Origin of the sequence: Amycolatopsis sp. MtRt-6 (assembly GCF_017308975.1) — a bacterium.
In the GTDB taxonomy this organism is placed as follows: domain Bacteria; phylum Actinomycetota; class Actinomycetes; order Mycobacteriales; family Pseudonocardiaceae; genus Amycolatopsis.
The window spans coordinates 136,420-162,962 of record NZ_JADWPD010000020.1 but is presented as its reverse complement, the minus strand read 5'-3'; the positions used below and the strand labels follow the sequence as shown (position 1 = coordinate 162,962).

The 26,543-nt window shown below is 70.8% G+C and carries 19 protein-coding genes; 8 read left to right on the top strand and 11 right to left on the bottom strand.

The genetic code is table 11. The features are described from left to right. Positions 1-153: 153 nt before the first annotated feature. From I4Q55_RS30160 to I4Q55_RS30140, 5 genes are read right to left on the bottom strand one after another with little or no spacing between them, the layout of a single operon-like run. Entirely contained in the window at positions 154-4,827 is a 4,674-nt protein-coding gene (locus tag I4Q55_RS30160; protein ID WP_206792462.1) for a DEAD/DEAH box helicase, read from the bottom strand. Next, positions 4,805-5,608 (bottom strand): DeoR/GlpR family DNA-binding transcription regulator, encoded by an 804-nt coding sequence (locus tag I4Q55_RS30155; protein WP_206792387.1) that lies wholly within the window; start codon positions 5,606-5,608, stop codon positions 4,805-4,807. The genes I4Q55_RS30160 and I4Q55_RS30155 overlap by 23 nt, the downstream gene beginning before the upstream one ends. Beyond that, positions 5,580-6,857 carry an MFS transporter gene (locus tag I4Q55_RS30150; protein WP_206792385.1) on the bottom strand — a complete coding sequence of 426 codons (1,278 nt, stop codon included), beginning with the start codon at positions 6,855-6,857 and terminating at the stop codon, positions 5,580-5,582. The genes I4Q55_RS30155 and I4Q55_RS30150 overlap by 29 nt, the downstream gene beginning before the upstream one ends. Continuing rightward, positions 6,854-7,882 (bottom strand): 4-hydroxythreonine-4-phosphate dehydrogenase PdxA, encoded by a 1,029-nt coding sequence (gene pdxA, locus I4Q55_RS30145; RefSeq protein ID WP_206792383.1) that lies wholly within the window; start codon positions 7,880-7,882, stop codon positions 6,854-6,856. Before pdxA ends, I4Q55_RS30150 begins: the two co-directional genes overlap by 4 nt. Next, positions 7,879-9,129: a four-carbon acid sugar kinase family protein gene (locus I4Q55_RS30140; protein ID WP_206792381.1), complete on the bottom strand. Its 1,251-nt coding sequence runs from the start codon at positions 9,127-9,129 to the stop codon at positions 7,879-7,881. Before I4Q55_RS30140 ends, pdxA begins: the two co-directional genes overlap by 4 nt. A gap of 183 nt (positions 9,130-9,312) precedes the next feature. Between I4Q55_RS30140 and I4Q55_RS30135 the strand changes: the two genes are divergently transcribed. The 4 genes from I4Q55_RS30135 to I4Q55_RS30120 all read left to right on the top strand — a co-directional run bounded on the left by I4Q55_RS30135 (position 9,313) and on the right by I4Q55_RS30120 (position 13,389). Next, positions 9,313-11,151, top strand: coding sequence for an Hsp70 family protein (locus tag I4Q55_RS30135; RefSeq protein ID WP_206792379.1), 1,839 nt, complete (start codon positions 9,313-9,315; stop codon positions 11,149-11,151). A gap of 36 nt (positions 11,152-11,187) precedes the next feature. Continuing rightward, positions 11,188-11,382, top strand: a complete 195-nt coding sequence (locus tag I4Q55_RS30130) for a DUF3046 domain-containing protein (protein ID WP_091319414.1) — start codon at positions 11,188-11,190, stop codon at positions 11,380-11,382. A 238-nt stretch (positions 11,383-11,620) separates the two neighbouring features. Then, the gene (recA, locus tag I4Q55_RS30125) at positions 11,621-12,667 is read left to right on the top strand and encodes a recombinase RecA (RefSeq protein WP_206792377.1); all 1,047 of its coding nucleotides are present in this window, start codon (positions 11,621-11,623) and stop codon (positions 12,665-12,667) included. A 194-nt stretch (positions 12,668-12,861) separates the two neighbouring features. After that, positions 12,862-13,389 (top strand): regulatory protein RecX, encoded by a 528-nt coding sequence (locus I4Q55_RS30120; protein WP_206792461.1) that lies wholly within the window; start codon positions 12,862-12,864, stop codon positions 13,387-13,389. Here the strand turns inward: I4Q55_RS30120 and I4Q55_RS30115 are convergent. The 5 genes from I4Q55_RS30115 to edd form a co-directional block, all read right to left on the bottom strand. Next, positions 13,379-14,404, bottom strand: coding sequence for a GNAT family N-acetyltransferase (locus I4Q55_RS30115; RefSeq protein WP_206792375.1), 1,026 nt, complete (start codon positions 14,402-14,404; stop codon positions 13,379-13,381). The two genes, I4Q55_RS30120 and I4Q55_RS30115, sit on opposite strands and share 11 nt — an antisense overlap. After that, positions 14,379-15,686: an MFS transporter gene (locus I4Q55_RS30110; RefSeq protein WP_206792373.1), complete on the bottom strand. Its 1,308-nt coding sequence runs from the start codon at positions 15,684-15,686 to the stop codon at positions 14,379-14,381. Before I4Q55_RS30110 ends, I4Q55_RS30115 begins: the two co-directional genes overlap by 26 nt. Before the next feature lie 22 nt (positions 15,687-15,708). Beyond that, positions 15,709-17,676 carry a PEP/pyruvate-binding domain-containing protein gene (locus I4Q55_RS30105; protein WP_206792371.1) on the bottom strand — a complete coding sequence of 656 codons (1,968 nt, stop codon included), beginning with the start codon at positions 17,674-17,676 and terminating at the stop codon, positions 15,709-15,711. Between the two features lie 203 nt (positions 17,677-17,879). Beyond that, positions 17,880-18,485 carry a bifunctional 4-hydroxy-2-oxoglutarate aldolase/2-dehydro-3-deoxy-phosphogluconate aldolase gene (eda, locus tag I4Q55_RS30100; protein WP_206792369.1) on the bottom strand — a complete coding sequence of 202 codons (606 nt, stop codon included), beginning with the start codon at positions 18,483-18,485 and terminating at the stop codon, positions 17,880-17,882. Beyond that, positions 18,482-20,365: a phosphogluconate dehydratase gene (edd, locus tag I4Q55_RS30095; protein WP_206792367.1), complete on the bottom strand. Its 1,884-nt coding sequence runs from the start codon at positions 20,363-20,365 to the stop codon at positions 18,482-18,484. Before edd ends, eda begins: the two co-directional genes overlap by 4 nt. 247 nt (positions 20,366-20,612) lie before the next feature. Here edd and I4Q55_RS30090 point away from each other — a divergent pair, with 247 nt between their 5' ends. The 4 genes from I4Q55_RS30090 to I4Q55_RS30075 all read left to right on the top strand — a co-directional run bounded on the left by I4Q55_RS30090 (position 20,613) and on the right by I4Q55_RS30075 (position 24,452). Continuing rightward, the gene (locus I4Q55_RS30090; protein WP_003054488.1) at positions 20,613-20,900 is read left to right on the top strand and encodes a hypothetical protein; all 288 of its coding nucleotides are present in this window, start codon (positions 20,613-20,615) and stop codon (positions 20,898-20,900) included. After that, on the top strand, positions 20,897-21,721 hold the full coding sequence (locus tag I4Q55_RS30085) for a hypothetical protein (RefSeq protein ID WP_206792365.1): 825 nt from the start codon (positions 20,897-20,899) through the stop codon (positions 21,719-21,721). Before I4Q55_RS30090 ends, I4Q55_RS30085 begins: the two co-directional genes overlap by 4 nt. A 65-nt stretch (positions 21,722-21,786) precedes the next feature. Beyond that, positions 21,787-23,703 (top strand): fumarate reductase/succinate dehydrogenase flavoprotein subunit, encoded by a 1,917-nt coding sequence (locus I4Q55_RS30080; RefSeq protein ID WP_206792363.1) that lies wholly within the window; start codon positions 21,787-21,789, stop codon positions 23,701-23,703. Then, entirely contained in the window at positions 23,700-24,452 is a 753-nt protein-coding gene (locus tag I4Q55_RS30075; RefSeq protein ID WP_043783250.1) for a succinate dehydrogenase/fumarate reductase iron-sulfur subunit, read from the top strand. The genes I4Q55_RS30080 and I4Q55_RS30075 overlap by 4 nt, the downstream gene beginning before the upstream one ends. A 58-nt stretch (positions 24,453-24,510) precedes the next feature. Here I4Q55_RS30075 and I4Q55_RS30070 read toward each other — a convergent pair whose 3' ends face one another. Beyond that, positions 24,511-26,307, bottom strand: a complete 1,797-nt coding sequence (locus tag I4Q55_RS30070; protein WP_206792361.1) for a restriction endonuclease — start codon at positions 26,305-26,307, stop codon at positions 24,511-24,513. Positions 26,308-26,543 lie beyond the last annotated feature (236 nt).

Sequence of the window (26,543 nt, the reverse complement as noted above, 5' to 3'; positions counted from 1 at the left end):
GTTCCGGCGAGTGGGGCGGACTGGCGGCTCGGGTCGCGGTGCGGCCGGGCCGAGTTGCCCCGTCGCAGGCCGAGGCGCGGGTGGAGCGCCGCGACCCGGCCGGGGCGCGGCGCTCCAAGCCGGCTCCTCTCGTCCCCTTGCCCCGGCGACCTCTCATGCCCGCAGGCGCAGGCCGGAGGGGGTGGCGCGGAAGCCTGCCTCCTGCAACACCTCCGCCAGCTCCGACGTCAGCGCCTGCTCGCCGTCCGCGCGTTGGACCGACAGCTGGCCCAGCCAGCCCTCGCGGACCGCTGCCGACAATGCCTGGGCCGCCTCCGACAGGGGCTGGCGCTCCTCCGTGAAGCTCAGCAGGGATCGGCCTCCTCGCTCCACGTACAGGGCCGGGACTCCGTCGACCAGGACCGCCAGTGCGCCCGCTTTGCGTGCCGGGCGGTGTTTCGTGTCGCCCGTTGCCGCCGGCCAGGGGAGGGCCGCGCCGTACGGTTGGGCCGGGTCCGCTGCCGCCAGGACCACCGGGCGGCCCGGTGCCGGGCGGCCCGGGCCCGACAGGGCGCGCAGGCGGTCGACCGCTCCCTTGGCCGCGAACTGGGCCGCGCCGAGACCCTCCACCACGTAGCCGCGGATCACCTGGCCCGTGTCCTCCATGCCGCGGAGGACCTTGTAGATCCCGGAAAACCCGCCCGTGACGCGTTCGGTGTCCAGCGCGCCGCGGGTCAGGACGCCGTGGCGCTCCAGGAACGCCTCCGTTCGCGCGTGGGCGCGGCGGGTCGCGTCGGTCTCCCGTGGTGGGGTCAGCGCCCAGCGGCCCGCGACCGTCGGCGGTCCGGACCGTGACGGCATCTGGGGCCGCCCCGCTCGCAGGCGTGCGTAGCGGCCGCGGGGTGCTTGGCGCCGTGGCTTGTGGGCGCCGTGTCCGGCGACCTGGGCCCGCAGCGGGCCCAGCGTGTCGCCCGTGACCAGGCCCGCCCAGACCAGGTCCCACAGCGCCGCCACGACTTCGGCGTCGGTGGGAGCCTTGTCCACCAGGACCGTCGCGCGGTCCACCAGCTGGCGGAAGAACAGCGCGCCACCCTCCAATGTGGACACGATCGCGTCGTGCAGCGGGCCGGTCGGGATGTCCTCGACGACTTCGGGGAGCAGCAGGTCGGCGACGTCGGCCGGGGCCAGGGCGATCCAGCCGTCGCCGCCGGACAGCGCGCCGCAGCCCGCCCACGTGACCTCGCCCGCCGTTGTCAGCTCGTCGAGCAGCGCGGGGGAGTAGCCCGGCAGCCGGCCGGGCAGGATCAGCGACTCCACCGCGCTCGCCGGCAACGGCGCCCCGGCGAGCTGCTCGACCACCGACAGCACGTCGTCCGCCGTCGGGGCCGCGCGGACACGGCCGCCGAACCCGTGCCACGCGGGCAGGAACCGGCCCAGCGCCGCCGGTTCGACCGGTTCCACCTCCGCTCGCAGCTTCGCCAGCGACGCGCGCCGCAGCCGCCGCAGCACCGCCGCGTCGCAGTACTCGACGCCGACGCCGTGGGTCTCCGGATGCCCGACCGGGCTCAGCTCGCCGCGCACCAGGCGGCCTTCGCCGGTCATCCGGTCGAGCACCCCGGTGACGACCGCGGTGCCGAGCCCGAATCGCGCGGCCGCGTCCGCCGCCGCGAACGGGCCCCGGCCGCGGGCGTAGCGCGACAGCAGGTCGCCGAGCGGGTCGGCCACCGGCTCGGTGAACGCCTCGGGCACGCCCACCGGCAGCGCGGTGCCCAGCGCGTCGCGCACCCGGCCGGCGTCCTCGATGGCCAGGTACCGTTCCGCGCCGCCGATCCGCACCCGGATCGCCCGCCGTGCCGCCTCCAGCTCGGTGAGCCACTCCGCCCGGATCCCGCGCTCCGCGGCTTCCTCGACGGTCAGGTCGCCGATGAACCGCAGCAGGTCGGCGGCGTCTTCGGCCGAGCGCGCGTGCCTTTCCGGGTCGAGCCGCTGCAGCGAGCGTTCGACCTCGGCGACGGCTTCGGGATCCAGCAGTTCGCGGATCGCTTCGGTGCCCAGGAGCTCGGCCAGCAGTGCCGAGTCGAGCGACAGCGCCGCCGCCCGCCGCTCGGCCAGCGGTGCGTCGGTCTCGTACAGGAACATCCCGATGTAGCCGAAGAGCAGGCTGCGCGCGAACGGCGACGCGGCCGGCGTTTCGACCTCCACCAGGCGGACCTTGCGCGCGCGGACGTCGGCCATCAGCTCGCGCAGGCCGCTGACGTCGTAGACGTCCTGCAGGACCTCCCGCATCGCTTCCAGCACGACCGGGAACCGCTCGTACTTCGCCGCGACCGACAGGAGCTGCGACGCGCGTTGCCGTTGCTGCCACAGCGGAGTCCGGCGCCGCGGGTCCCGGCGGGGCAGCAGCAGCGACCGCGCCGCGCACTCCCGGAACCGGGCCGCGAACACGGCCGAGCCGCCGACCTCGGCGACGATCAGCTGCTCGACCTCCTCGGGGTCGAGCAGCACGTCGTCCGCGCCGATGGTGACCTCGCCGCCGTCGGCGTCCAGTGCGTCCGGCAGCCGCAGGACGATCCCGTCGTCGGAGTGTGCCACCTGCGCGTCCACCCCGCGGTTTTCCCGCAGCCGCGCGGCGATCGCGAGGGCCCACGGCGCGTTCACCTGCGCGCCGAACGGCGAGTGCACGACGATCCGCCAGTCGCCGAGCTCGTCGCGGTAGCGTTCGAGGAGGATCGTCCGGTCGTTCGGGACGTGCCGGGTGGCGGCCTTCTGCTCGGCCAGGTAGGCGAGCAGGTTGTCGCAGGCCCGCTCGTCGAGCCCCGCCGCTTCGGCCCGCTCGCGCGCCTTCTGATCGTCTGAAGTGGACAGTTCGCGGACGAACTTCCCCAGCGCGCGGCCCAGTTCCAGGGGACGGCCCGGTGCGTCGCCCTTCCAGAACGGCATCCGCGCCGGCTCGCCCGGCGCGGGCACCACGATGACGCGGTCGTGCGTGATGTCGGTGATCCGCCACGACGACGTGCCGAGCAGGATGGTGTCGCCGACGCGCGACTCGTACACCATTTCTTCGTCGAACTCGCCGACGCGGGAACCGGGTTTGTCGTCCGCGCCCGGCGTCATGACGGTGAACAGGCCGCGGTCGGGGATGGTGCCGCCGGACGTGACGGCCAGCCGCTGCGCGCCGGGCCGCCCGCGCAGCTCGCCGCCGATGCGGTCCCAGGTGATCCGCGCCCGCAGCTCACCGAACTCCTCGCTCGGGTAACGGCCGGCGAGCATGTCGAGCACCGCGTGCAGGGCGTCGTCCGGCAGCGCGGCGAAGGGGGCCGCCCGCCGGACCAGCGACGCCAGATCCGGCACCGTCCACGGCTCCAGCGCCACCATGGCGACGACGTGCTGCGCCAGCACGTCGAGCGGGTTGCGCGGGTAGCGGACCGCCTCGATCGCGCCGCTCGCCATCCGCTCCGCGACGACCGCGCAGGAGACGAGGTCACCGCGGAACTTCGGGAACATCACCCCGGACGACACCGCGCCGACCTGGTGCCCCGCCCGGCCGACGCGCTGCAGCCCGGACGCGACCGTCGGTGGCGCCTCGATCTGCACCACGAGGTCGACCGCGCCCATGTCGATGCCCAGCTCCAGCGACGACGTCGCCACCACGCACGGCAGCTGCCCGGACTTCAGCGACTCTTCGACGTGCGTGCGCTGCTCCCGCGACATCGACCCGTGGTGGGCCCGGGCGATCACCGGCGGCGCCCCGGTGCTGACGCCGGACTGCGCGATGGCTTCCGCCGGGAACGTGTCGGCCGGGGTCAGCTCCGTCTGCTCGGCGGCCAGCTCGTTGAGCCTGGCCGTGAGCCGCTCGGTGAGCCGGCGCGAGTTGGCGAAGACGATGGTCGAGCGGTGGGCGCGGATGAGGCTCAGCACCCGCTCCTCGACCGCAGGCCAGATCGACGGCCGTTCCACCGGGTTGCCGGCCATCTCCTCCAGCGTGCCGAGCCCGCCCGGGGCGATTTCCCCGGGCGGGAACGCCTCGGTCAGCGACTCGAGCGACTCCAGTGCGTCGAGCGGGCTCGGCGCCGGCCCGCTGCGCGGCGCGTCGAGGTTGCTCATGTCCTCGACCGGGACCTCGACGCGGACCTCGATGGTCTTCGCCAGCTTCGGCTGGACCACGCGGACCGGACGGCCGCCGGCCAGGAACGCGCTCACCTCGTCGATCGGGCGGACCGTCGCCGACAGGCCGATCCGCTGCGCCGGCTTCGGCAGCAGCGCGTCCAGCCGCTCCAGGGAGAGCGCGAGGTGCGCGCCGCGCTTGCCGCCGGCGACCGCGTGCACCTCGTCGACGATCACGGTCTCCACGCCGCGCAGCGACTCCCGCGCCGACGAGGTGAGGATGAGGAACAGCGACTCCGGCGTGGTCACCAGCACGTCCGGCGGGGTCTTGCCGAAGGTGCGGCGCTCGGCCGCGGTGGTGTCGCCGGTGCGCATGCCCACCTCGATGCCGGGCACCGGCAGCCCCAGCCGGCGGCTGGCCTGCGAGATGCCGGCGAGCGGGGCCCGCAGGTTCCGCTGGACGTCGACCGCCAGGGCCTTCAGCGGCGAGACGTAGAGGATCCGGCAGCGTTTCGTCGCCTCCGCCGGCGGTGGCTCCACGGAGAGCCTGTCCAGCGCCCAGAGGAACGCGGACAGCGTCTTGCCGGACCCGGTGGGGGCGACGACGAGGGCGTGCTCACCCGCGTGCGCGGCCCGCCAGGCCCCTTCCTGCGCCGCGGTGGGCGCGGCGAAGGCCCCCGCGAACCAGTCCCGGGTCGCGGGGGAGAAGAGGTCGAGAACGTCAGTTGCTGCCACGTCGTCCATGATGCGCGGCACCACCGACAGTTTCGGACGGGTTCGCCAGGATCACGCTGTCGGCGAACTGCGGGAACACGACGTCCACCTGGGGTTCGTCGGTGATCAGCCGGTAGTCGCGGTCGAGTGGCGTCCAGTAGGAAAACGGGGCCTTGGCCAGCTTGGAGTGGTCGGCCAGCACGTAGGCCTCGCCGCCCGCGTGGAGCATTGCGTGCTTGACCACCGACTGCTCCAGTGACGGGCAGCACAGCCCGCGGCCGGCCACGATGCCGTCGGCGCCCAGGAACACCCGGTCGGGTGAAATGTGCCGCAGCTGCGCCAGCACGCTCTCGCCGAGGATCGCTTCGTTCGGGTGCCGCAGCCGGCCGCCGAGGACGATGAGGTCGATCCCGGCGAAGCCCGCGAGCTCGCGGATCGCGGTGACGCCGTTGGTCACCACGGTCAGCCCCTCGCGGTGGGCGAGGTGGCGGGCGAGCCTGCCGGTGGTCGTGCCCGCGTCGAGCAGCACCACCTCGCCGTCCTGGACGAGCGCGGCGGCCTCCCGGGCGATGGCGTCCTTGGCCGCCGCGTGCTCCCGGTCCTTCTCGCGGGGACTGCGTTCCGTGTCGAGCGCGCCGCCGTAGGTGCGGACGACGTGCCCGGCACCGGCCAGCGAGGCGAGGTCGCGGCGGATCGTCGACTCGGAGACGCCGAACTCTTCGGCCAGCTCCGCGATGCCGCCGGAGCCGTCGCGGACGGCTTCCAGCAGCATCGCGCGCCGGTCACGGGTGCCTGGTCGCGGCTGGGACATGCACCGACTCTTCCACAGTCACGGGTTTCAGCCCGAAGAACGCCAGCCCGGCGGCCACGGCGAGGAACGCGGCCAGCACGACGAACCCGGTGGTCGCGCTGCCGGTGACGTCGGTGAGCCAGCCGACCAGGTAGGGGCCGGCGAACCCGCCGAGGTTGCCGAGCGCGTTGATCAGGCCCATCGCCACGGCGACGACCTCGATGCCGAGGACCCGGCTCGGGATCGCCCAGAACGGCCCGTACGGCATGTACACGCCGGTCGCCACGACGCAGAGCAGGACCAGCTGCGCGGCTGCCGGCCAGTGCACGAGGTTGCCCAGCAGCAGCCCGGCGATGGCGACCAGCAGTGGCACCGTGACCGCGAGCCGCCGGTTGCCGGTGCGGTCGGACCAGTGCGCGCACGCGACCATCCCGGCCAGCGCCAGCACGTACGGCACGGCCGACAGGAAGCCGACGGCGGTGGCCGAGCCGCCGGTCAGCGTCTTCACCACCGATGGCAGCCACAGGGAGAAGCCGTAGAAGCCGGTGATCCAGAAGAAGTAGACGCCGACCAGCAGCAGCACTTGGCGGTTCGCCAGCGCATCCCGGTAGCCCTGCTTGGCGAACGCCGGCTTCGCGTCTTCTTCGGCCTTCAAGGTGGTTTCGAGGTACTCGCGCTCCGCCGGGGAAATCCACCGCGCCCGCGCCGGCCGGTCGGCCACCGCGAACCACCAGACGACCGCCCACGCCAGCGGTGGCAGCCCCTGCAGGACGAAGACCCAGCGCCACGACATGTGGTCGAGCATGAAACCGGACAGCGGCGACATGAGGATCGCCGAAATCGGCAGGCACGTCATCCACAGCGCGTTCGCCCGCGCCCGTTCGGCCTGCGGGAACCAGGAGGCCAGCAGGATCAGCACCGCCGGCCACACGCCGCCCTCGAACAGCCCGAGCAGCAGCCGGGCCAGGTGCAGCTGGGTTTCGTTCCGCACCAGCCCGCACAGCACCGCCGCGATCGCCCACGCGATCATCAGGATCAGCACGGTCTTGCGGGCGCTCCACTTCGCCGCCAGCACCGCCGCCGGGATCTGCAGCACGAGGTAGCCGACGAAGAAGATGCCGCTCGCCAGCCCCTTCGCGCTGGCGGACAACGGGAAGTCTTCGCCGATGTAGGGCAGGATCACCGCGACGTTCGTGCGGTCGAGGTAGGCCAGCATGTACATGACCACCGCGACCGGGATGACGTACGCCCAGCGCTTGCGGGGGATCACCGGACCCCCGGCGGGTAGATCACGGGCAGCTTCCGCGCGTACGGCGCCAGGGTGGCCGCGGCCTTGAACGCCGCCCGCATGGTGCCGTGCGACGCCCGGCCGGTGCCGGCGATGTCGAACGCCGTGCCGTGGTCGACCGACGTGCGCAGGATCGGCAGGCCGACCGTGACCGACACCGTGCCGTCGAAGTCGTACGTCTTCGACGCGATGTGCCCCTGGTCGTGGTAGAGCGAGAGCACGCCGTCGAACCGGCCCTGGATCCCTTGGTGGAACACCGAATCCGCGGGGATCGGGCCGACGACGTCGAGCCCGGCCGCCCGGGCGGCGGCCACGGCCGGGGCGATCGCGACGATCTCCTCGTCGCCGAACTTGCCGTTTTCCCCGCCGTGCGGGTTCAACGCCGCCACGGCCAGTCTCGGTTTCTCCGTGCCGAACACCTCCAGCGCGGTGTACGCCTCCCGGATCGCGTGCTCGATGTTCTCGCGGGTGATCCGGTCGATCGCTTCGCGCAGGGAGAGGTGCCGGGTGGCGAAGAAGATCTTCAGCCCGGAGACCCAGAACATCGTGTTGAACCGGGTCGACCCGGTCAGCTCGCCGAGCATCTCGGTGTGCCCGAGGTGCTGCGAGCCCGCCGCCCAGATGGCCTCCTTGTTGATCGGCGCGGTCACCACCGCGTCGACCTCGCCGGCCAGCGCCAGCCGGGTGGCGACCTCGATCGCGCCCACGGCGGCCGCTCCCGCCGTCGCGTTGACCTCACCCCACGGCAGGTCTTCGGTGACCACGCCGAGGTTGAGCACGTCGATCACGCCGGTGGTGAAGCGCGCGTCGGCGACCGTGGCGATCGGGTTGATCTCCACGGACAGGCCCAGGTGCCGGGCGACGCGCCCCAGCACGGGAGCGTCGCCCACCGCCACCCCGCGCGCCAGCTGCAGGGCTTCGGGCTCGGCGAGGGTCTTCAGGGTGATCTCCGGGCCGATACCTACGGGGTCGCCGAGCGTGACGGCGAGGATCGGGAGGTCGCTCACGGGTTCTTCCTTCCGGTGGCCAAGACGTGGTTGAGGTGTTCCAGGCAAGCGACCGCGGCGTCCCTCCCACCGATCAGGCCGCCCTTCGTGGCGAAGGGCAGCCCGGCGTGGGGACCGCCGGAGAGCCGCCCGGCGACCGCCAGAGGCAGTACTTCGGCGTCGATCTCGAAGCCTTCGGCTCCGAGCGCCTTGGTGACCGCGACGGCGATGTCGCCGCCGGTGGCGTAGAGCCCGCCGATCCGGTGCGAACCGAGCACCAGCCGGGCGGCCTCGCCGAGGGCGGCCGGCAGTCGCGCCGCCACCGCTGGGTCGACCGGGGTTCCCGGCGCGGGTGCCCGGGCCCGCACGCCCACCACCCGGTGCCCGGCGGCCAGCAGCTCGCCTGCCGCGGCGGCCGTCGCTTCCGGGTCGGGCCGCTCCGGGTCGACGTCGACGTACCGCGCGTCCAGCACCAGCTCGGTCTCGAGCAGCTGGTCGTGGGTCTGCCCGGTGATGCTGCCGACCACCGCCAGCACCGGTGGGACGGTGCCGTGGCCGGGTGCGAGGCCCAGCGCCGCGGCCAGCCGGACGCCGAACGGCCCGGAGTCCACCGAGATCCACCGCGTGCCACCGGCCGCGAGCCGGGCCGCGGCCCGGGCGACGGTGGTGAGGTGCCGGTTCGTCGTGGCGTCGCAGACGACGATTCCGGCCGGTGCGCGCAGGGCCGCCTCGACCGCGTCCACGCCCGCCTCGACGACGTCCAGTGGCAGCTCGGCGACCTCACGGCGGGTCGGCCCGAGCAGGGTGCGCACCCGCGAGGACCCGACCGGTGCCAGCGGGTCGCGTGCCGCCGGGCTCTCGGCGAGTGGCACGCCGTCGACGAGGTGCAGGCCGCCGAGGGTGACCCGGCCGGCGTCCGGGAACGCCGGCACGACCAGGGCCCGCGCCTCCGCTGCCGAAGCGAGGACGGCTTCGGTCTCGGCGGCGACGTTGCCGCGCAGCGTCGTGTCCACGCGCTTCACCGTGAGCTCGACGGGCCCGGCGAGCTCGATGGCCTCCCGCACCGCCTGCGCGGCGTGTGGTGGCGAGGCGTGCCGGGTACCCAGGTTCACCACCAGCGCGTCGATCCCGCTTTCCGCGCGCAGGCAGGGCGCGTCCGGTGCCAGGGGCGCGTTGACGGAGACCGCGCGCAGCCCGAAGCGGGCGTACAGCGCTCCGGTCGCGTTGCTGCCGGTCAGGTCGTCCCCGAGGACGAGCAGTTTCGGCACCGGACCCTCCCTTCTTGCGCAGTCTTTTCAACTTCGATGATCGAACTGTGCAACTATCGTGCACCTTGATCACCGTCCGCGTCAAGGAGCAGCGACTTTCCCGGGTCCGCACGCACGGTGACCGCGCGCATGGCAGCATCACCGCGGGCGCCGTCGGGGCGTGTTTTCGCGAAGGGGAGTGCTGTGCGGATCCTGTCGGTGGACCTGGGGACGTCGAACACCGTCGCCGTGCTTTCGGCGCACGGGATGCCGCCCCGGGTCGTCGAAGTGGACGGCTCGGCCAACATGCCGTCGGCGGTGTTCGCCACCGAAGAGGGCACGATCATGGTCGGCCGCGACGCCGAGCGCCGCGCCCGGCTCGACCCGACGCGCTTCGAGCCCAACCCGAAGCGCCGCATCGACGAGCAGACCCTGCTGCTCGGCACCGACGTCGTCCCGGTGACCGACGCGCTGGCCGCCATCCTGCGCCGCGTGCTCGAAGAGACCTCCCGCCAGCTCGGCGGCGAGCAGCCCGACGAGGTCCGGCTGACCCACCCCGCGCAGTGGGGCCAGACCCGCCGCAACGTGCTGATGTCCGCCGCCCGGCTCGCCGGGATGGGCCCGAACATCCTGCTGGTCCCCGAGCCGGTGGCCGCCGCGGCGCACTTCGCGTCCTTCCCCGGCAAGTCGCTCGCGCCCGGCCAGGCGCTCGCCGTCTACGACCTGGGCGCGGGCACCTTCGACGTCGCGGTCGTCGGCGCCACCCAGAACGGGTTCACCGTGCTCGCCGAGGACGGCCTGCCCGACCTCGGCGGCCTCGACGTCGACCAGGCGCTGATGGTGCACGTCGGGCGCGAGGTCTCGCACTCCGACCCGCAGCGCTGGCAGCGGCTGCTGCGCCCGGAGTCCACCGGCGACCGGCGCACCCGGCGCGCGCTGCAGGAGGACGTCAAGGCGGCCAAGGAGGCCCTGTCGCGGCACCCGCAGACCGAGGTGCCGATGCCCGAGCCGTTCAAGGACGTCCTGGTCACGCGCGGCGAGCTGGAGGGCCTGGTCCGCCCCGCGATGCTGCGCAGCGTCGAGCTGCTGTCGCGGACGCTGCGGTCGTCGGGGCTGACCCCGGACCGGCTGGCCGGTATCTACCTCGTCGGCGGGTCGAGCAGGCTGCCGCTGGTCGGCACGATGATCGCGGAGAAGCTCGGCGTCGTGCCGGGCAGCCTCGACCAGCCGGAGACCGCCGTCGCGCTCGGCGCGCAGCACGTGGCCCGCGACGGGCTGGGCGCGCGCACCCAGAACGTCGAAGGCGCGGTGGCCGCGGGAGCCCCGCCGCACCGCCCGCAGTACGCGCCGCCACCTCCGCCGCAGTACCCGGGGTACGCGCCGTCGAACTTCCCGCCTAGCGGCCCGCAGCCGATGCCGTCGAACTTCCCGGCGTACTCGCCGGCGCCGGAGAAGGCCGAGCCTCGCGGGAAGAAGAAGCTGCTGATCGGGATCGCGGCGGCGGTCGTCGTGGCGCTCGCGGCGGGCCTCACGATCTTCCTCACGTCGTCGTCTTCGGTGACGACCTACACCGCGGACCAGTGCAAGACGCCGGGCCAGGCGGACGACAAGGGCTTCACCGGCTGCCTGCGCCAGCTCGCCGGGAAGATCGCCGACACCGGCGACTGCAAGCCGGGCATGGGCAACGGGCCGGCGGCGCCGGCGCAGCGCCTGGGCGCCGCCTCGACCTGCTCCGCGCCGGGCCGCGCGGGCACCCAGGTGACCTACGTCCACGGCGACAACGCCGACGTGCTCAAGCAGTACACCGACGGCCTGCTCGCTTCGGCGGGCGGCGACCGCACCGAGGCCGACTGGGGCGGCAACGGGCTGAAGGGGCACTACTCGTCGGCCGCGGGGAAGACGTCGGCCGTGCTCGTGTTCACGGTGTCGGACCGGCCGCTGGCCGGGTTCATCTACCAGCTGAACACGAGTGAGCAGGCGGCGGCGACCACGCCCGGCACGCTGGCCGACTACTTCGAGGCGAGCGTCCAGCCGGGTCAGTAGCCGGTGGGTCCGCGCCCGCCGGTTAAAGTGGACCCGATGCGAATCACGGTTTTCCGGCGGCTGATGGCCGAGGAGTTCGGCTCCGGGCGAGCTCAGGTGCTGGCCAGGGACCACGTCCTGAGCGGGCTCGGTGGGCGCACCGTCGACCAGGCGCTGACCGCCGGAATCCCGGCGAAGGAGATCTGGCGCGAGGTCTGCGACGCCTTCGACGTCCCGGCCGAACGACGCTGACCTGCGGTGGTGCGGGCGGGCACCGACCCGGGCGGGCGAAAATCCTACCGCAAGGGTGTGTCGCTGCCGACCTCGAACAGGTGTTCGTCTATGGTGTTGTCCACATCGGGTCCAGCGATCCACAGATTGGGCGCCGCGCCTGGAATTGTCGGTCCCCGCCGCTAGCGTCGGACCGGACAGCTGAAGAACCGACACAGAGAGCCCTCGACGGGGCTCCGACCAGCGAGGTGGACTTTCCATGCCTGCAGCACCCGACAAGGACAAGGCGCTCGAGCTCGCGCTCGCGCAGATCGACAAGCAGTACGGCAAGGGTTCGGTGATGCGCCTCGGCGAGGACACCCGGCCGCCCATCGCCGTGATCCCCACCGGCTCGATCGCCCTCGACGTCGCGCTCGGCATCGGCGGGCTGCCCCGCGGCCGCGTCGTCGAGATCTACGGCCCGGAATCCTCCGGTAAGACGACGGTCGCCCTGCACGCGGTCGCGAACGCACAGCGCGCCGGCGGCATCGCGGCGTTCATCGACGCCGAGCACGCGCTCGACCCGGAGTACGCCAAGGCCCTCGGCGTCGACACCGACGCGCTGCTCGTCTCCCAGCCGGACACCGGTGAGCAGGCCCTCGAGATCGCGGACATGCTGATCCGCTCCGGCGCGCTCGACATCCTCGTCATCGACTCCGTGGCCGCCCTCGTGCCGCGCGCGGAAATCGAAGGCGAGATGGGTGACTCGCACGTCGGTCTCCAGGCCCGCCTGATGAGCCAGGCGCTGCGGAAGATCACCGGTGCGCTGTCCAACTCCGGCACCACCGCGATCTTCATCAACCAGCTCCGCGAGAAGGTCGGCGTCATGTTCGGCTCCCCGGAGACCACCACCGGTGGTAAGGCGCTGAAGTTCTACGCGTCGGTCCGCCTGGACGTGCGCCGCATCGAGACGATGAAGGACGCCGGCGAGGCGGTCGGTAACCGCACCCGCGTCAAGGTCGTCAAGAACAAGGTGGCCCCGCCCTTCAAGCAGGCCGAGTTCGACATCCTGTACGGCCAGGGCATCTCCCGTGAGGGCTCGCTGATCGACATGGGTGTCGACCAGGCCATCGTGCGCAAGTCGGGCGCCTGGTACACCTACGAGGGCGACCAGCTCGGCCAGGGCAAGGAGAACGCGCGCCGGTTCCTGCGCGAGAACCCGGACATCGCCAACGAGATCGAGAAGCGGATCAAGGAGAAGCTCGGCATCGGCCCGCAGCTCGACGCGGCAGCCGTCGACGCGGTTCCGGCGCCGGTCGACTTCTGAGGGGCGGCGGGGATGGGAGAGGTCTGCTCGCGAAGTGCGCTCGCCTGATCCCCGCCGCCGTGTCTCCCGGGGGTCGAACCCCCGGACCCCCGCCAGGGGGCAAGCCCCCTGGACCCCCGGCCGTGGTCGCCTTTCGACTTCGGGCGCGGGTTGGTGTGAAACGAGGAGTGATCGAGGTGGCCAGGGCGCCCAAGGTGCCGCCGGCCGAGCTTCCTCCTGAGGAGCGGTACAAGAAGGCCAAGGAGATCTGCTTCGATCTCCTGGCCGCCCGGCCGCGTACTCAGGAAGAACTGCGGCAGGCGTTGCACCGCAAGGGGTTCGACGAGGAGACCAGCGAGGCCCTGCTCGGCAAGCTCGACCGGGCCGGGCTGGTCAACGACGCGGAGTTCGCGGAACTGTGGGTGAAGTCCCGGCACGCGAACCAGGGCCTGTCCCGCACCGCGCTGGTGGCCGAGCTGCGGCGCAAGGGCGTCGACGGCGAGGTCGCCGCGCAGGCGGCCGGCGAGGTCGACCGCGAGTCCGAAGAGCAGATGGCCAGGGAACTGGTCCGCAAGCGCCTCGGCTCGCTCGGCAACGTCGACGAACAGACCGCCCTGCGGCGGCTGCTCGGCTTCCTCGCGCGCAAGGGCTACCCGCAAGGGCTCGCCTACACCGTGATCAGGGAGGAGCTCCGCGCGTACGGCGCGGAGTCCACCCTGCTCGACGACGCCGTCATCGACTGACGACCGCCGCAAGCGGCTTGCGGTAACGGACGTACTCGTTCTGCCGCCGGAACCCCACGCTCTCGTAGAGATCATAGGACCGGTGCGGATTTGCCGTGCCCGTGAACAGCCGCGCAGTCGCTGCACCCTGCTCGCGAAGACTTCGCAGCCCCTCCAGCAGCAGGACCCGGCCGATTCCCCGGCGTCGCTGGTCCGTCCGGACACTCAGCTCTTCGACCTCGCCCACAGTGCGGTGGTGACGGCGAACGGCGCAGAGGGCGACACCGACCATGTCCTGCTCGTTCCAAGCCGCTCTCCAGCACGCCGGGTCAGCGGTATCGACGAAGTCCCGGAAAGCCTGTTGCCGAGTGGAACCGACATCCGCATACGCATCGACGACCGTCCGCCAGGCGGCACGGTAGTGGCTGGTCCCGATCGGGCCCGTCCGTATCCCGGCCGGCAGTTCGCTGCCAGGCTCGGACCACCGCCGCAGATCGTCCAGCTTCAGCTCGACCAGGCTGAAGACACGTCGGTAGCCGGCTGCGAGCAGGAGCGCCGTGGCGTCCTGTTCGGTGGCCATGGCGTTCGCGCCGAGCACCGCCGTGCGGGCCGTTCCGTGCCGTTCGACGAGCCAGCGGATCCGCTCTTCGGCCCAGCCCAGCATGGCTGAGCCGACGCCCTGACGGCGGTGTCCGGGTAAGAGGTAGCCGCGGTGCAGGTACAGCCACGTGCCGTCCCGCTCCTGCCACCACCGGATCGTCGCGTAGCCGACCACGCTCCCGTCGCGCACCACCAGGATCTGGTTCTCGGACGGCTCTTCCAGGTGGGCAGAGGCTTCGGCGATCTCGGCCGCTGTCGGGAGCCCGTCCACCACCGAATCGGCGTCTATCCGGTCCCGTTCAGCGCAGCCCCGCCGCACCGCGGCCATCAGGCCGTGGTCTTCGTCGCCGCGATACGGCCGGAACCCGAAGCCCATCGGAAGGATTTGTCCTGGCGCCGACATGGCCGGATCATCTCGAACTTCGAGCTTGAACACCATGACCGGGGTGGCGGCGGCAGAGGGAAGTGGCGGACACCGTCTCCCGCCGGACCGGGTGGCGGCGGTCCGAGCGGTGCTTGCGGACCGCCAGCAGCAGCACCGCGAGCACCCCCATCGCGACGCACGTCACCACGGCCGTCAGCACCAGGAACTCGTTCAGCCGGCCGGCCGACAGGGACGCGCCCAGTGCCACCGCGACCAGTGCGCACGCCGCCCTGTCCACAATGGACTCCATGGACAGCAGGGTCGCGCGGTGGCGGGAGTCCGGGATGGAGTCGTTCAGCAGCTGCTTCTGGACCGGGAACGCGATCCCCGTCGCCACCGCGAACACGCACAACAGCACCACCGCCGGGACGGCGCCCACGAACACGATCACGCCGAGGCACAGCGCCATCACGATCGTCAGCGTGAACACCGACCCCACCGGGCCGATCGCGCGGCGGAGGCGGTGGGGGCGGGCCGCGCCCAGGGCCTCGAACACCGTCATCGCGGCCAGGACCGCGCCGAACCAGTTCACCGAGAGCGCCTTCGACTCCAGGATCGGCTGGAACAGGTTCACCTGGCAGATCCGGACCAGCGTGAACATCGCGACGCCCTGCACCATCAGCAGCACCAGCCACCGGGACGTGCGCAGCGTCCACAGCGCGCCGCCGACTCCTGCCAGCAGCGACGCCGTCTTGTCGGTCACCCGGCGGCCGCCGGGGATCGGGGGGAGCTTGCCCGCGAACACCAGCGCGACGCCCGCGTTGATCGCCGTCAGCCAGTACGGGGAGGGGAGGCTCCACGTCATCAGCAGGCCGATCACCGGCCAGAACACGATCTTGCCGACCAGGCTGTACGCGCGGCCGACGCCTTCCACGCGCAGGTAGTGTTCCCCGGCGCCGGAAGCGTTCAGGTACTCGTACAGGTACGCGCTCTGCGCGCCGGACACCAGCGAGCGCGCCAGGGCGATCAGGACGAAGTGCGTCAGGAACCCCGCGTACGAGGCCAGGAACACCGGCACCAGGTTGGCCGCCACCAGCACCCCGGCGCCCGCCGCCAGCGAGGTGCGGTAATCAAACCGGTCGGCGATGATCCCGGTCGGGATCTCCAGCAGGCAGAACACGACGTAGTAGATGCTCTGGATGCCGAAGATCTCGCCGTCGGACAGCCCGGCGAGCTTCTGGTACGAGTAGAAGATCGGCACCCACAGGAGCAGGCCGAAGAAGAACTGGAACCCGTAGGTCAGCCGGACGGCGCGCTGAACGGCGGGTTTCGCGGGCAGGCGAAGGCCCAGCATGATCGTGTGTCTCCCGGGAAGGTCAAGCCGAATAGGGGCGCAGCTGCACGAGGTGGAGGTGCTCGCCGTCGGCGAGCCACTCGATGTCCACCGGCGAGTCGAAGGTGTAGTCGGGCGAGAAGTGGCCCTGCAGCAGGCGGCCGGCGATCGCCAGCCACTGCAGCTGGTCGTGCGCCCGCGAGTCCAGGTCCGCGGGCGCGTCGCCCAGGGACACCGTGCGGCCGCCGCCCTCGACCGTCGAGTACAGGTACTGCATCGGCAGGGCCGCACCGTCGACGACGTCCGTCACGCGCGGCGACACGTTGACGTACACCGTGCGGAAGTCCGCGCGGTTCATCGGATTCGTCGTGACCAGCACCCCACCGAAATCCGCCGCGACCTGCTCCTGGATCACCACACCCATGTAGCACTCGTCGAGGGAGATCCCGGCCTGCTGCCGCAGCCGGACGCTGCGCACCGACACCAGCGACGCCCAGACCTCCTTGACACTGGCGAAGATCCGCTCGGCCGTGGTGACGTGGTTGTGCGACTCGTAGATCCCGGCGGCCGAGAACCCGGCGAGGTCTTCGGCGTTCGACGAGCTGCGCACGACGAACGCCCGCACCCCGGCCAGCTGCGACACCAGCGCGGAGTCGATCTCCCCGGCCAGCGCGCCCGGCATGCGCGCCGACCGGATCAGGCCCTGCAGCTCGACGCACAGGGGCTCGATCTCGCGTGCGTCCAGCTCCAGGGCCATCTTGAGCTTCCCGATGGCCTGCTGGATCCGCGGCGACGACTCCAGGAACCGCCGCTGCAGCGAGAACGGCAGCGCGATGCCGCGCGGGACGCGGACGTGCTCGTCGAGCAGCCGCCGGGCCGCGGCGCCCAGGTCGGCGTCGAGTGGGACGTCCAGCAGCCGGGCCAGGTACGGCAGCAGGCTGTCCCGCGGCGGCCGCGGCACCTGGTAGAAGCCGAGCAGCCGCTGCGAACCGCGGGCCAGCACGTGGTGCAGCTCGCCGAGGTTGGCCGCCTTGGTGCCGTAGCGGTGCCGGTCGGCCGCGCGCAGCCGCGCGAGGTTCACGATCGGGCTGTGGTCGGCTTCGGGCTGTTCCAGGGTGACGCGCTGGGCGTACCACGACGGCGGCGCCGCGTCGGCCGGCTCGTCGACCTCCCGCAGGGTCAGCGCGTGGGCGTCCACCGTGTACTCGACCCACTTGCCGTCGAGCCCGCGGCGCTCGATCTCGGCCAGGGCGCCGAGCTGGACGGCGTTCGGGATCTGCCAGCCGGCGGCGAGGACGTTGGTGTGCGACAACGGCGTCGTGTGCCGCGTGTTGACGATCCCGGCCAGGCGCGGGATGTCGTCGGGCACGCGGTCCATCACGATGATGTCGGTCCAGTCCAGCGTCGCGGCCCGGTACTCGGCCTGGGTGCGGAACGCGCGCAGCCGCCCGGTGGCCGTGCCCGGGTTCAGCGCCACGAACGGTGCCGTGGAGAACAGCTCGTGCGCGAACACGCGGGGCAGCTCGCCCGGCGGGATCTCCCGGACGATCCGCTCCTGCAGCTGGTTGGCCGGCTTGAACAGCAGCGGCAGCGCCGGGTCGACGTACTGGGCGACGAAGGCGTGGAACTCCCGGATCAGCGCGGCCGGCATCGTGTCGACCTCGACCGTTTCCAGCGAAAGCAGCTGCGGGTGCAGCGCGAGAATGCCGAGCAGGAACCGGCGGTCCGGCGCGTGGTAGAAGGCCTCGTTGTACGAGTCGATCTCGGCGCGCACGCGTTCTTCGCCGATACCGAGGATCTCTTCGCCGATATAGATCGCGTGAAAGGAATGCCGCGCGTTGTTCAGAAAGTGGATCTCCGCCCGCTCGCGGTCGACCACGACCTTGACGAAGGAATAGCCGCCGAGGGTGCCGCCCAGCTGCTGGAGTGCGGACACCGAAAGGCGTTCGCCGACGAGCGCGGCAACGGTCTCGGGAGCAGGACTGGGCGCGACCACGCTGGTCAGGGACACGGATTCTCCTCGCTGGAAATAGCGAAGAGAAACGATAACAGGCAGGTAAATAACTCACCAGAGCGGTGAATGCGCCGTTCAGTGGAACGCATGACCGCCGCCACACCCGCTCGGAGCACCGTTCCAGCGCGCTGGAACGGTGCTCCCGGAATGCGGACGCGCATTCCGCCGTTCGGGTACGGCGGAACGCGGAGTGATTTCCGCTACAGCGCCGCGGCTTCCGCGGCCAGCTTCTCGATCGTGGCGGGGTCGAGCGAGGCCGTCAGCCAGGAGCCGCCGATGCAGCCGACGTTCGGCAGCGCCAGGTACGACGGCGCCGAGGCCACGGTGATCCCGCCGGTGGGGCAGAAGCGCAACGACGGCAACGGGCCGGCGATCGACTTCAGGTACGCGACGCCGCCGGACGCCTCCGCCGGGAAGAACTTCAACGCCGACAGCCCGCGCTCGGCCAGCCGCATCGCCTCCGACACCGTGCTCGCGCCGGGCAGGAACGGCAGCCCGGTCTCGAAGCACGCGTCGACGACGGCGTCCGTGCAGCCGGGCGTCACGAGGAACTTCGCGCCCGCGTCGGCCGCCTGCTTCGCCTGGTCCGGCGAGACGACGGTGCCGGCGCCGATGACGATTTCCGGCACCTCGGCGGCGACGCGCTCGATCGCGCTCAGCGCCGCCGCGGTGCGCAGGGTCAGCTCGATGACCCCGATCCCGCCGGCGAGCAGGGCCCGGGCCGTGGGCACCGCGTCGTCGGCGTCGTCGATCACCACGACGGGCATCACGGGGGACAGCTCGAGCAGGTCCTGACCGGTGGTCACTGACCGACCTCCTGTGTTGTGAAAGCGGGCGTTCCGAAGTGCTCCGGGGTCAGGCCGCCGAACACCGAAGCGCCCTGGTCAGCGGGGCCGACCGCGCGGCGCAACGCGGCGAACAGCTCTCGGCCGGTGCCGGTCCAGGATGCTTCGGACGGCGGCGAGTCCACAAGTTCGCGGCGGGCGAGTTCTTCGTCACCGACGAGCACGTCGAGGGAGCCCGAAGTGGCGTCGAGCCGGATGACGTCGCCGTCGGCGATGCGCGCGATCGGGCCGCCCGCCGCGGCTTCCGGCGTCACCTGGATGGCGGCCGGGATCTTGCCCGACGCGCCCGACATGCGACCGTCGGTGAGCAGCGCCACGGCGTGCCCGCGGTCCATCAGCACCCCCAGCGCCGGCGTCAGGCCGTGCAGCTCCGGCATGCCGTTGGCCCGCGGGCCCTGCTGCCGGATCACCACGACGACGTCGCGGTCCAGCTCGCCGGCGTCGAACGCGGCCTTGAAGCCCTCCTGCGTGGTGAACACCCGCGCCGGCGCCTGCACGACGCGGTGCTCGGGGGCCACCGCGGACACCTTGACCACGCCGCGGCCGAGGTTGCCCTCGACCATCCGCAGCCCGCCGTCCGCGGCGAAGGGGCGCCACGCCGGCCGCAGGACGTCTTCGTCGAGGCTGCGGGTGGGGACGTCGCGCCAGACGAGCTCGCCGTCGGACAGGATCGGTTCGGCGCGGTAGCGGTGCAGCCCGAACCCCGCCACCGTGTGGACGTCTTCGTGCAGCAGCCCGGCGTCGAGCAGCGTGCCGACGAGGAACTGGATGCCGCCGGCGGCGTGGAAGTGGTTGATGTCGGCGCTGCCGTTCGGGTAGACCCGCGCCAGCAGCGGCACGACGGCCGAGAGGTCGGAGAAGTCGTCCCAGGTCAGCTGGATGCCCGCGGCCGCGGCGATCGCGACCAGGTGCATCGTGTGGTTGGTCGACCCGCCGGTGGCGAGCAGCGCGATGACACCGTTGACGAACGCCTTTTCGTCGAGGATCCGCGAGACCGGCGTGTACTCCTCGCCGCGGGACAACGCGACGATGCGCCGCCCGGCCTCTTCGGTCAGCGCGCGGCGCAGGGCCGAACCCGGCTGGACGAAGCTGGCGCCCGGCAGGTGCAGGCCCATCACCTCGACGACCATCTGGTTGGAGTTGGCCGTGCCATAGAAGGTGCAGGTGCCGGCCGAGTGGTACGACGCCGCTTCGGCGTCGAGGAGGTCTTCGCGGGTCGCCAGGCCCTCGGCGTAGAGCTGCCGGACGCGCGCCTTCTCCTTGTTCGGCAGCCCCGAGTTCATCGGCCCCGCGGGCACCAGCACGGCCGGGAGGTGCCCGAAGGACAGCGCGCCGACCAGCAGGCCGGGGACGATCTTGTCGCAGACCCCGAGCAGCAGCGCGGCGTCGAACATGTCGTGCGACAACGCGATCGCCGTCGACATCGCGATGACCTCGCGGCTGAACAGGGACAGCTCCATGCCCGCGCGGCCCTGCGTGATCCCGTCGCACATCGCGGGCACCCCGCCGGCGAACTGGGCCACCCCGCCGGCCGAGCGCACGGACTTCTTCAGCCACGCCGGGTACTCCTGCATCGGCTGGTGCGCCGAAAGCATGTCGTTGTAGGAAGACACGATCGCCACGCCGGGCGCGCGGGCGGCCCGCAGCGCTTCCTTGTCGACGCCGTCCATCGCGGCGAAACCGTGGGCGAGGTTGCTGCACGCGAGCCCGCGGCGGACCGGGCCTTCGGCGTACGCGGCGGCCATGCGGTCGAGGTAGGCGGTGCGGGTCGCGGCACTGCGCGCGGCGATGCGGGCGGTGACTTCGGCGATGACGGGGTGCAACGATGGGGTCGGGCTCATGTCCGGCTCCGGATCACTGGGGGTGTGGTGGTCCGCGGGACGGCAGCGCTGACGCCTCAGGGTCGTGACACTGGCCACACTACCTCGGGAAAACGCCGAATCAAAATCGATTCAGAAGATCGACCCGCGTGACCCCGATCACCTCTGGAACCGTTAGTGTGCTAGTTGTCACACTGCACGACGCGTGGCAGTGCCTTCGAAGGTTGCCTTCGCCGGTCCCTGCCAGCCCCACCACACGGGAGGCATGATGTCCACCTCCGAGATCGCCGAGCTGCGGCGAACCATCGGCCAGCTCCGGCAGTGCGTCGGCGCCCTGCGCTCGCGCTACGGCGACGCGTCGGCGGTGCGCCGGCTCGCCAACGACGTCGAGCGCCTCGACATCGACACCGCGGACCTCGACGGCGTGCCCCTCGCGGTGCCCGCGCAGGCGAAGGCCGCGGAGCGCGTCCCCGTCCCCGACACCCCCTACGACCCGGCGCTGTGGCACGGCGCCGATGACGAAGGCGTCGGCGGCTACAAGCGCGACCAGCGGTGAGCGCTCCCGCTGACAACGGCGTCGGCACCGGCGTCCGGGCCCCCAAACGGGCCCGGATCGCCGAGCGCACCCTCCGTACGGACCGGTGGTGGCTCCAGCCGCTGCTGACCGTGCTCGGACTGTCGGCGTTCATCATCTACGCGACGGTCCGGTCGTTCGTGCGCACCGCCTACTGGGTGCCCGACTACCACTACCTGACGCCGTTCTACTCGCCGTGCCTGTCCACCTCCTGCGTCGAAGGCTCGAGCCACTTCGGCCACTGGTTCGGCGACCTGCCCGGGTTCGTCCCGCTCGGCTTCGTGGTGCTGCCGTTCCTGCTCGGGTTCCGCCTGACCTGCTACTACTACCGCAAGGCCTACTACCGGTCGGTGTGGTTCTCCCCGCCCGCCTGCGCCGTCGCGGAACCGCACGCCAAGTACACCGGCGAGACGCGGCTGCCGCTGATCATCCAGAACGTCCACCGCTACTTCTTCTACGTGGCGCTGATCGTCTCGCTGATCAACACCTACGACGCGATCATCGCCTTCCACGGGAAGACCGGCGGCTTCGGGTTCGGGCTGGGCAACATCATCCTGCTCGGCAACGTGATCCTGCTCTGGGCCTACACGCTGTCCTGCCACTCGTGCCGGCACGTGACCGGCGGCCGGCTGAAGCACTTCTCCAAGCATCCGGTGCGCTACTGGATCTGGACGCAGGTCACGAAGCTCAACACCCGCCACATGACGCTGGCCTGGACGACGCTCGGCACGCTGGTGCTGACCGACTTCTACGTCATGCTCGTCGCCAGTGGCGCGATCTCGGACCTGAGGTTCGTGAACTAGCTCTTCCCGCTCCCGACAGTGCCTTGAAAACACAGACGTCCCCAGTTCCGAGGTGGAATCTCTTCATGACCGAGGTCGAACGGCACAGCTACGACGTGGTGGTGATCGGTGCCGGTGGCGCCGGTCTGCGCGCCGTGATCGAAGCCCGCGAACGCGGCTTCCGCGTCGCGGTCGTGTGCAAGTCCCTGTTCGGCAAGGCGCACACGGTGATGGCCGAGGGCGGGTGCGCGGCCTCGATGGGCAACGCGAACTCGAACGACAACTGGCAGGTCCACTTCCGCGACACCATGCGCGGCGGGAAGTTCCTCAACAACTGGCGGATGGCCGAGCTGCACGCCAAGGAGGCGCCGGACCGCGTCTGGGAGCTCGAGACGTACGGCGCGCTGTTCGACCGCACCGCCGACGGCCGGATCAGCCAGCGCAACTTCGGCGGGCACACGTACCCGCGGCTGGCGCACGTCGGCGACCGCACGGGCCTCGAGCTGATCCGCACGATGCAGCAGAAGATCGTCTCGCTGCAGCAGGAGGACTTCGCCGAGACCGGGGACTACGAGGCGAAGATCAAGGTCTTCGCCGAGTGCACGGTCACCGAGCTGCTCACCACCGAAGGCCGCATCGCCGGCGCGTTCGGCTACTGGCGCGAGAGCGGGCGGTTCATCCTCTTCGAGGCGCCCGCGGTCGTGCTCGCCACCGGCGGCATCGGCAAGTCGTTCAAGGTGACGTCGAACTCGTGGGAGTACACCGGTGACGGCCACGCGCTGGCCCTGCGGGCGGGCGCGAAGCTGATCAACATGGAGTTCGTCCAGTTCCACCCGACCGGGATGGTCTGGCCGCCGAGCGTCAAGGGCATCCTCGTCACCGAGGGCGTGCGCGGTGACGGCGGCGTGCTCAAGAACTCCGACGGCAAGCGGTTCATGTTCGAGTACGTGCCCGAGGTGTTCAAGGGCCAGTACGCGGAAAGCGAAGAGGAAGCCGACCGCTGGTACACCGACGCGGACAACAACCGGCGCACGCCGGACCTGCTGCCCCGCGACGAGGTGGCCCGCGCGATCAACTCCGAGGTCAAGGAGGGCCGCGGCTCCCCGCACGGCGGCGTCTTCCTCGACATCGCCAGCCGGCTTCCGGCCGAGGAGATCCGCAAGCGGCTGCCGTCGATGTACCACCAGTTCAAGGAGCTGGCGGACGTCGACATCACGGCGGAGCCGATGGAGGTCGGCCCGACCTGCCACTACGTCATGGGCGGCATCGAGGTCGACCCGGACACGGCCGCGGCGAGCGTGCCCGGCCTGTTCGCCGCGGGCGAGTGTTCGGGCGGCATGCACGGGTCCAACCGGCTCGGCGGCAACTCGTTGTCCGACCTGCTGGTGTTCGGCCGTCGCGCCGGGCTCGGCGCCGCCGAGTACGTGGCGGGCCTCGACAGCAGGCCCGCGGTGCTCGAGTCCGATGTGGACGACGCGGCGAAGATGGCGCTCGCGCCGTTCGACCCGCCGTCCGGTGCCTCGGCCGAGAACCCGTACACCCTGCACACCGAGCTGCAGCAGTCGATGAACGACCTGGTCGGCATCATCCGCAAGGCGGAGGAGATGGCGCAGGCGCTGGCGAAGCTCGACGAGCTGCGGGAGCGGATCCTGCGGGTCACCGTCGAAGGGCACCGGCAGTTCAACCCGGGCTGGCACCTCGCGATCGACCTGCGCAACATGCTGATGGTCAGCGAGTGCGTCGCGAAGGCGGCGCTGACGCGCACCGAAAGCCGCGGCGGGCACACACGCGACGACTACCCGGGCATGGAAGCGGACTGGCGCAACAAGCTCCTCGTGTGCTCGGCGTCCCCGGGCGACAACCCGGTGGTGCCGGACATCGACGTCGAGGTGAAGGCGCAGGTGCCGCTGCGGCAGGACCTGCTGGAGCTGTTCGAGTTCGGTGAACTCGGGAAGTACTACACCGATGCGGAGCTCGAGACGCACCCCGGGAGCAAAGCATGAGCTATAAGGCGAGTTTCCGCGTTTGGCGCGGCGACGCCGACGGCGGCGGGCTGCAGGACTTCACGGTGGAGGTGAACGAGGGCGAGGTCGTCCTCGACATCATCCACCGGCTGCAGGCGACGCAGGCCGCGGACCTCGCCGTGCGCTGGAACTGCAAGGCGGGCAAGTGCGGCTCGTGCTCGGCGGAGATCAACGGCCGCCCGCGCCTGCTGTGCATGACGCGGATGTCGACGTTCACCGAGGACGAGGTCATCACGGTGACGCCGATGCGGACGTTCCCGGTGATCCGCGACCTCGTCACCGACGTGTCGTTCAACTACACGAAGGCGCGCGAGATCCCCTCGTTCACGCCGCCGGCCGACCTCAAGCCGGGCGAGTACCGGATGCAGCAGGTCGACGTCGAGCGCTCGCAGGAGTTCCGCAAGTGCATCGAGTGCTTCCTGTGCCAGAACACCTGCCACGTGGTGCGCGACCACGAGGAGAACAAGGAGGCGTTCGCGGGGCCGCGGTACCTGATGCGCATCGCCGAGCTGGAGATGCACCCCCTGGACGTCGCGGATCGCCGTGACGCGGCCCAGGACGAGCACGGGCTGGGGTACTGCAACATCACGAAGTGCTGTTCGGAGGTGTGCCCGGAGGGCATCCACATCACCGACAACGCGCTGATCCCGATGAAGGAGCGCGTCGCGGACCGCAAGTACGACCCGATCGTGTGGCTGGGCAACAAGCTCTTCCGCCGGGACAAGTAGGGCTTTCTCCCCGACGCTCGCGAACCGCGCCTCGAGCCGGTTCGCGAGCGTCTCAAATCTATGCCTCGAGCGGCACGATCTTCGCCTCCATGCCCGCGTGTTCGGTCAAGAGGTAGAGCAGGTTCGAACCGTCGATGAGCTCGAGCGGTTTTCCGGCCGCGAAGTCATAGCTCGCTGGGCCGTAGCCTGAGGTCGTCACCAAGATGCCTTTGGAAGCGCCTTCGTTCTGCATCGTTCCGAAAAGATCACGTACGGCTGACACGTCGACGGTGTTGCGGTACCGCTTGGCCTGGATTACCACCTTTCCGCCGAAGATGGGACGAGGGTCGAACGCGACGCAATCGACGCCGCCATCACGTGAGGGGCGGGTCTGTTTGGTGTCGAGGCCCATTTTGCTGAACAGGTTCTGAATGAGGGCCTCGAACTCGCTGGGGGTCAGCTCCATGAGGTTCGGTCGCTGATCGAGGCTCGAGAGCACATCCGTCTCTTCGATGAACCGCTTGTCCACCATGTCGAACTCCAGCACCGGGCGCACGGGCGCCAGGTCGCTCGGCCGCTTGGACACCGAGGCGTTGAGCCGCTCCAGGCAGGCAAGTGGTTCCACGAGCGCAAGATCGAGATCGGCGAACACTTCCCGGGTGGTGCGGACGGTGACCAGGCAAGGTCGCACCTGCTTGCCGGTCCCGGGGTCGGTGGTGGTCACCATGCCATTGAAGACGACGGTGTCGACGAGCGCGGTTCGGTCGGCTTCGAAGATCTCATGAAGCGTGCGAAGAGTAATCTGGGCGACGACGGAGCCGTAAAGTGCCTTGATGTCACGTACCGGCCGGGCAGTGGAAGTCACCTCGTCCTTGGACTTGACGTATTTGTATTCGCGCACGGCAGGCACGCACGACAGATCCGGGAGTTCGTACTCCACGACGAGTTGCGTCGATTCGGGAATGTAAGCCAGTCGGTACTGTTGAGGGAAGTCGTCCGGATAGTCCGAGTTGGCGAGCACCAATGTGAAGTATTCGAGGACTGCTTGAGGATCGCGGCGAGTGAAGGCTTCAGCCAGCGCCGTCACATCGGCGTTGTGTGCGGAGACTTCACGTTCACGTTCCGCGCACTGGTCGTCATAAGCTGCTTTGGCTTTCTTCAGTGCCTCGACGCGTGCGTGCTCGGTTTGCCGCTGCTTTCGGGCTGCGACTGCATTGCGCTGTTGTACGGCGCTCGACTCTTGTTGCCAGGCGGCGTGCACCTGAGAGAATCGTTGCTGTGCTGCGAGGACTTGTCGCTCGTGCTTGCCTTTGCCGAAGACCTTGGCCATGCCGGTCGGCGGTGGCGGTGCGAACTGGGCGAAGGTGGGCTCGCCGGGTGTGCTCTCAAGTCGTGGTGGAGGTGTGGGGCGCCCGATGGCGCCGGGCTGGAAGGCCGGGTGCTGAGCGGAGCGCTTGAGTGACTCGAAGTCGATGAAATCGTCGACTTCGAGTGTCGAGGCGAGAAGCTGTTCCAGTTCGGCCACCTCTGCCTCGAGATCGGCGTTCTGGCTGGCAACTCGTGCCTGTTGGAGTTCCAGGTGGGCTTGCTTCTGCTGCTTGACGGCTTCGGCTTGAGCCCGGGCGTCGGCCTTCGCGTGCTGTTCCGCAAGTCGCAAGGCTGCTGCTTGGGTGCGGAGAGCCTCTCGTTCTGCCCGTTGTGCATCCCGCTGGGCTTGAGCCTGCTGGCGCACATAGGCGGCCGCAGCTCGCTGCCGCTCTCGCTGGCGGCGGGCCGCATCTCTTTGCATCTGAACGAGAATCCCGGTACGCCGCGCCATCGGTGCTCCGTCCCCTTCGGGTCGCCTGATCGATCGACGCGAGTTGTCCTCGGTCATGGCTGAGGGCGTAGCGCACCGACGTGGATGTTGATCGCTGGTCGAAGCGCAACTGATACGCATTGTGATCGTTCTGTTATGAGGCGCCGAAGATCGGGCAACCCGTTTCGGCTGCGTGAGGTGCACGGCAGGATGGCGGGATGGAGGAAAGCAAGATCGAACTGCCGCCGCCGTCGGCCGGTCACGCCGTAATCGAGCGTGTCACGGTGTTGGTCGACCAGGTCTACACCGAGGCG

Coding starts and splice junctions, on each gene's coding strand:
- I4Q55_RS30160 (WP_206792462.1), bottom strand. CDS start 4,827: ATGGACGACGTGGCAGCAACTGACGTTCTCGACCTCTTCTCCCCCGCG.
- I4Q55_RS30155 (WP_206792387.1), bottom strand. CDS start 5,608: ATGTCCCAGCCGCGACCAGGCACCCGTGACCGGCGCGCGATGCTGCTG.
- I4Q55_RS30130 (WP_091319414.1), top strand. CDS start 11,188: ATGCGAATCACGGTTTTCCGGCGGCTGATGGCCGAGGAGTTCGGCTCC.
- recA (WP_206792377.1), top strand. CDS start 11,621: ATGCCTGCAGCACCCGACAAGGACAAGGCGCTCGAGCTCGCGCTCGCG.
- I4Q55_RS30110 (WP_206792373.1), bottom strand. CDS start 15,686: ATGCTGGGCCTTCGCCTGCCCGCGAAACCCGCCGTTCAGCGCGCCGTC.
- edd (WP_206792367.1), bottom strand. CDS start 20,365: ATGAGCCCGACCCCATCGTTGCACCCCGTCATCGCCGAAGTCACCGCC.
- I4Q55_RS30090 (WP_003054488.1), top strand. CDS start 20,613: ATGTCCACCTCCGAGATCGCCGAGCTGCGGCGAACCATCGGCCAGCTC.
- I4Q55_RS30080 (WP_206792363.1), top strand. CDS start 21,787: ATGACCGAGGTCGAACGGCACAGCTACGACGTGGTGGTGATCGGTGCC.
- I4Q55_RS30075 (WP_043783250.1), top strand. CDS start 23,700: ATGAGCTATAAGGCGAGTTTCCGCGTTTGGCGCGGCGACGCCGACGGC.
- I4Q55_RS30070 (WP_206792361.1), bottom strand. CDS start 26,307: ATGACCGAGGACAACTCGCGTCGATCGATCAGGCGACCCGAAGGGGAC.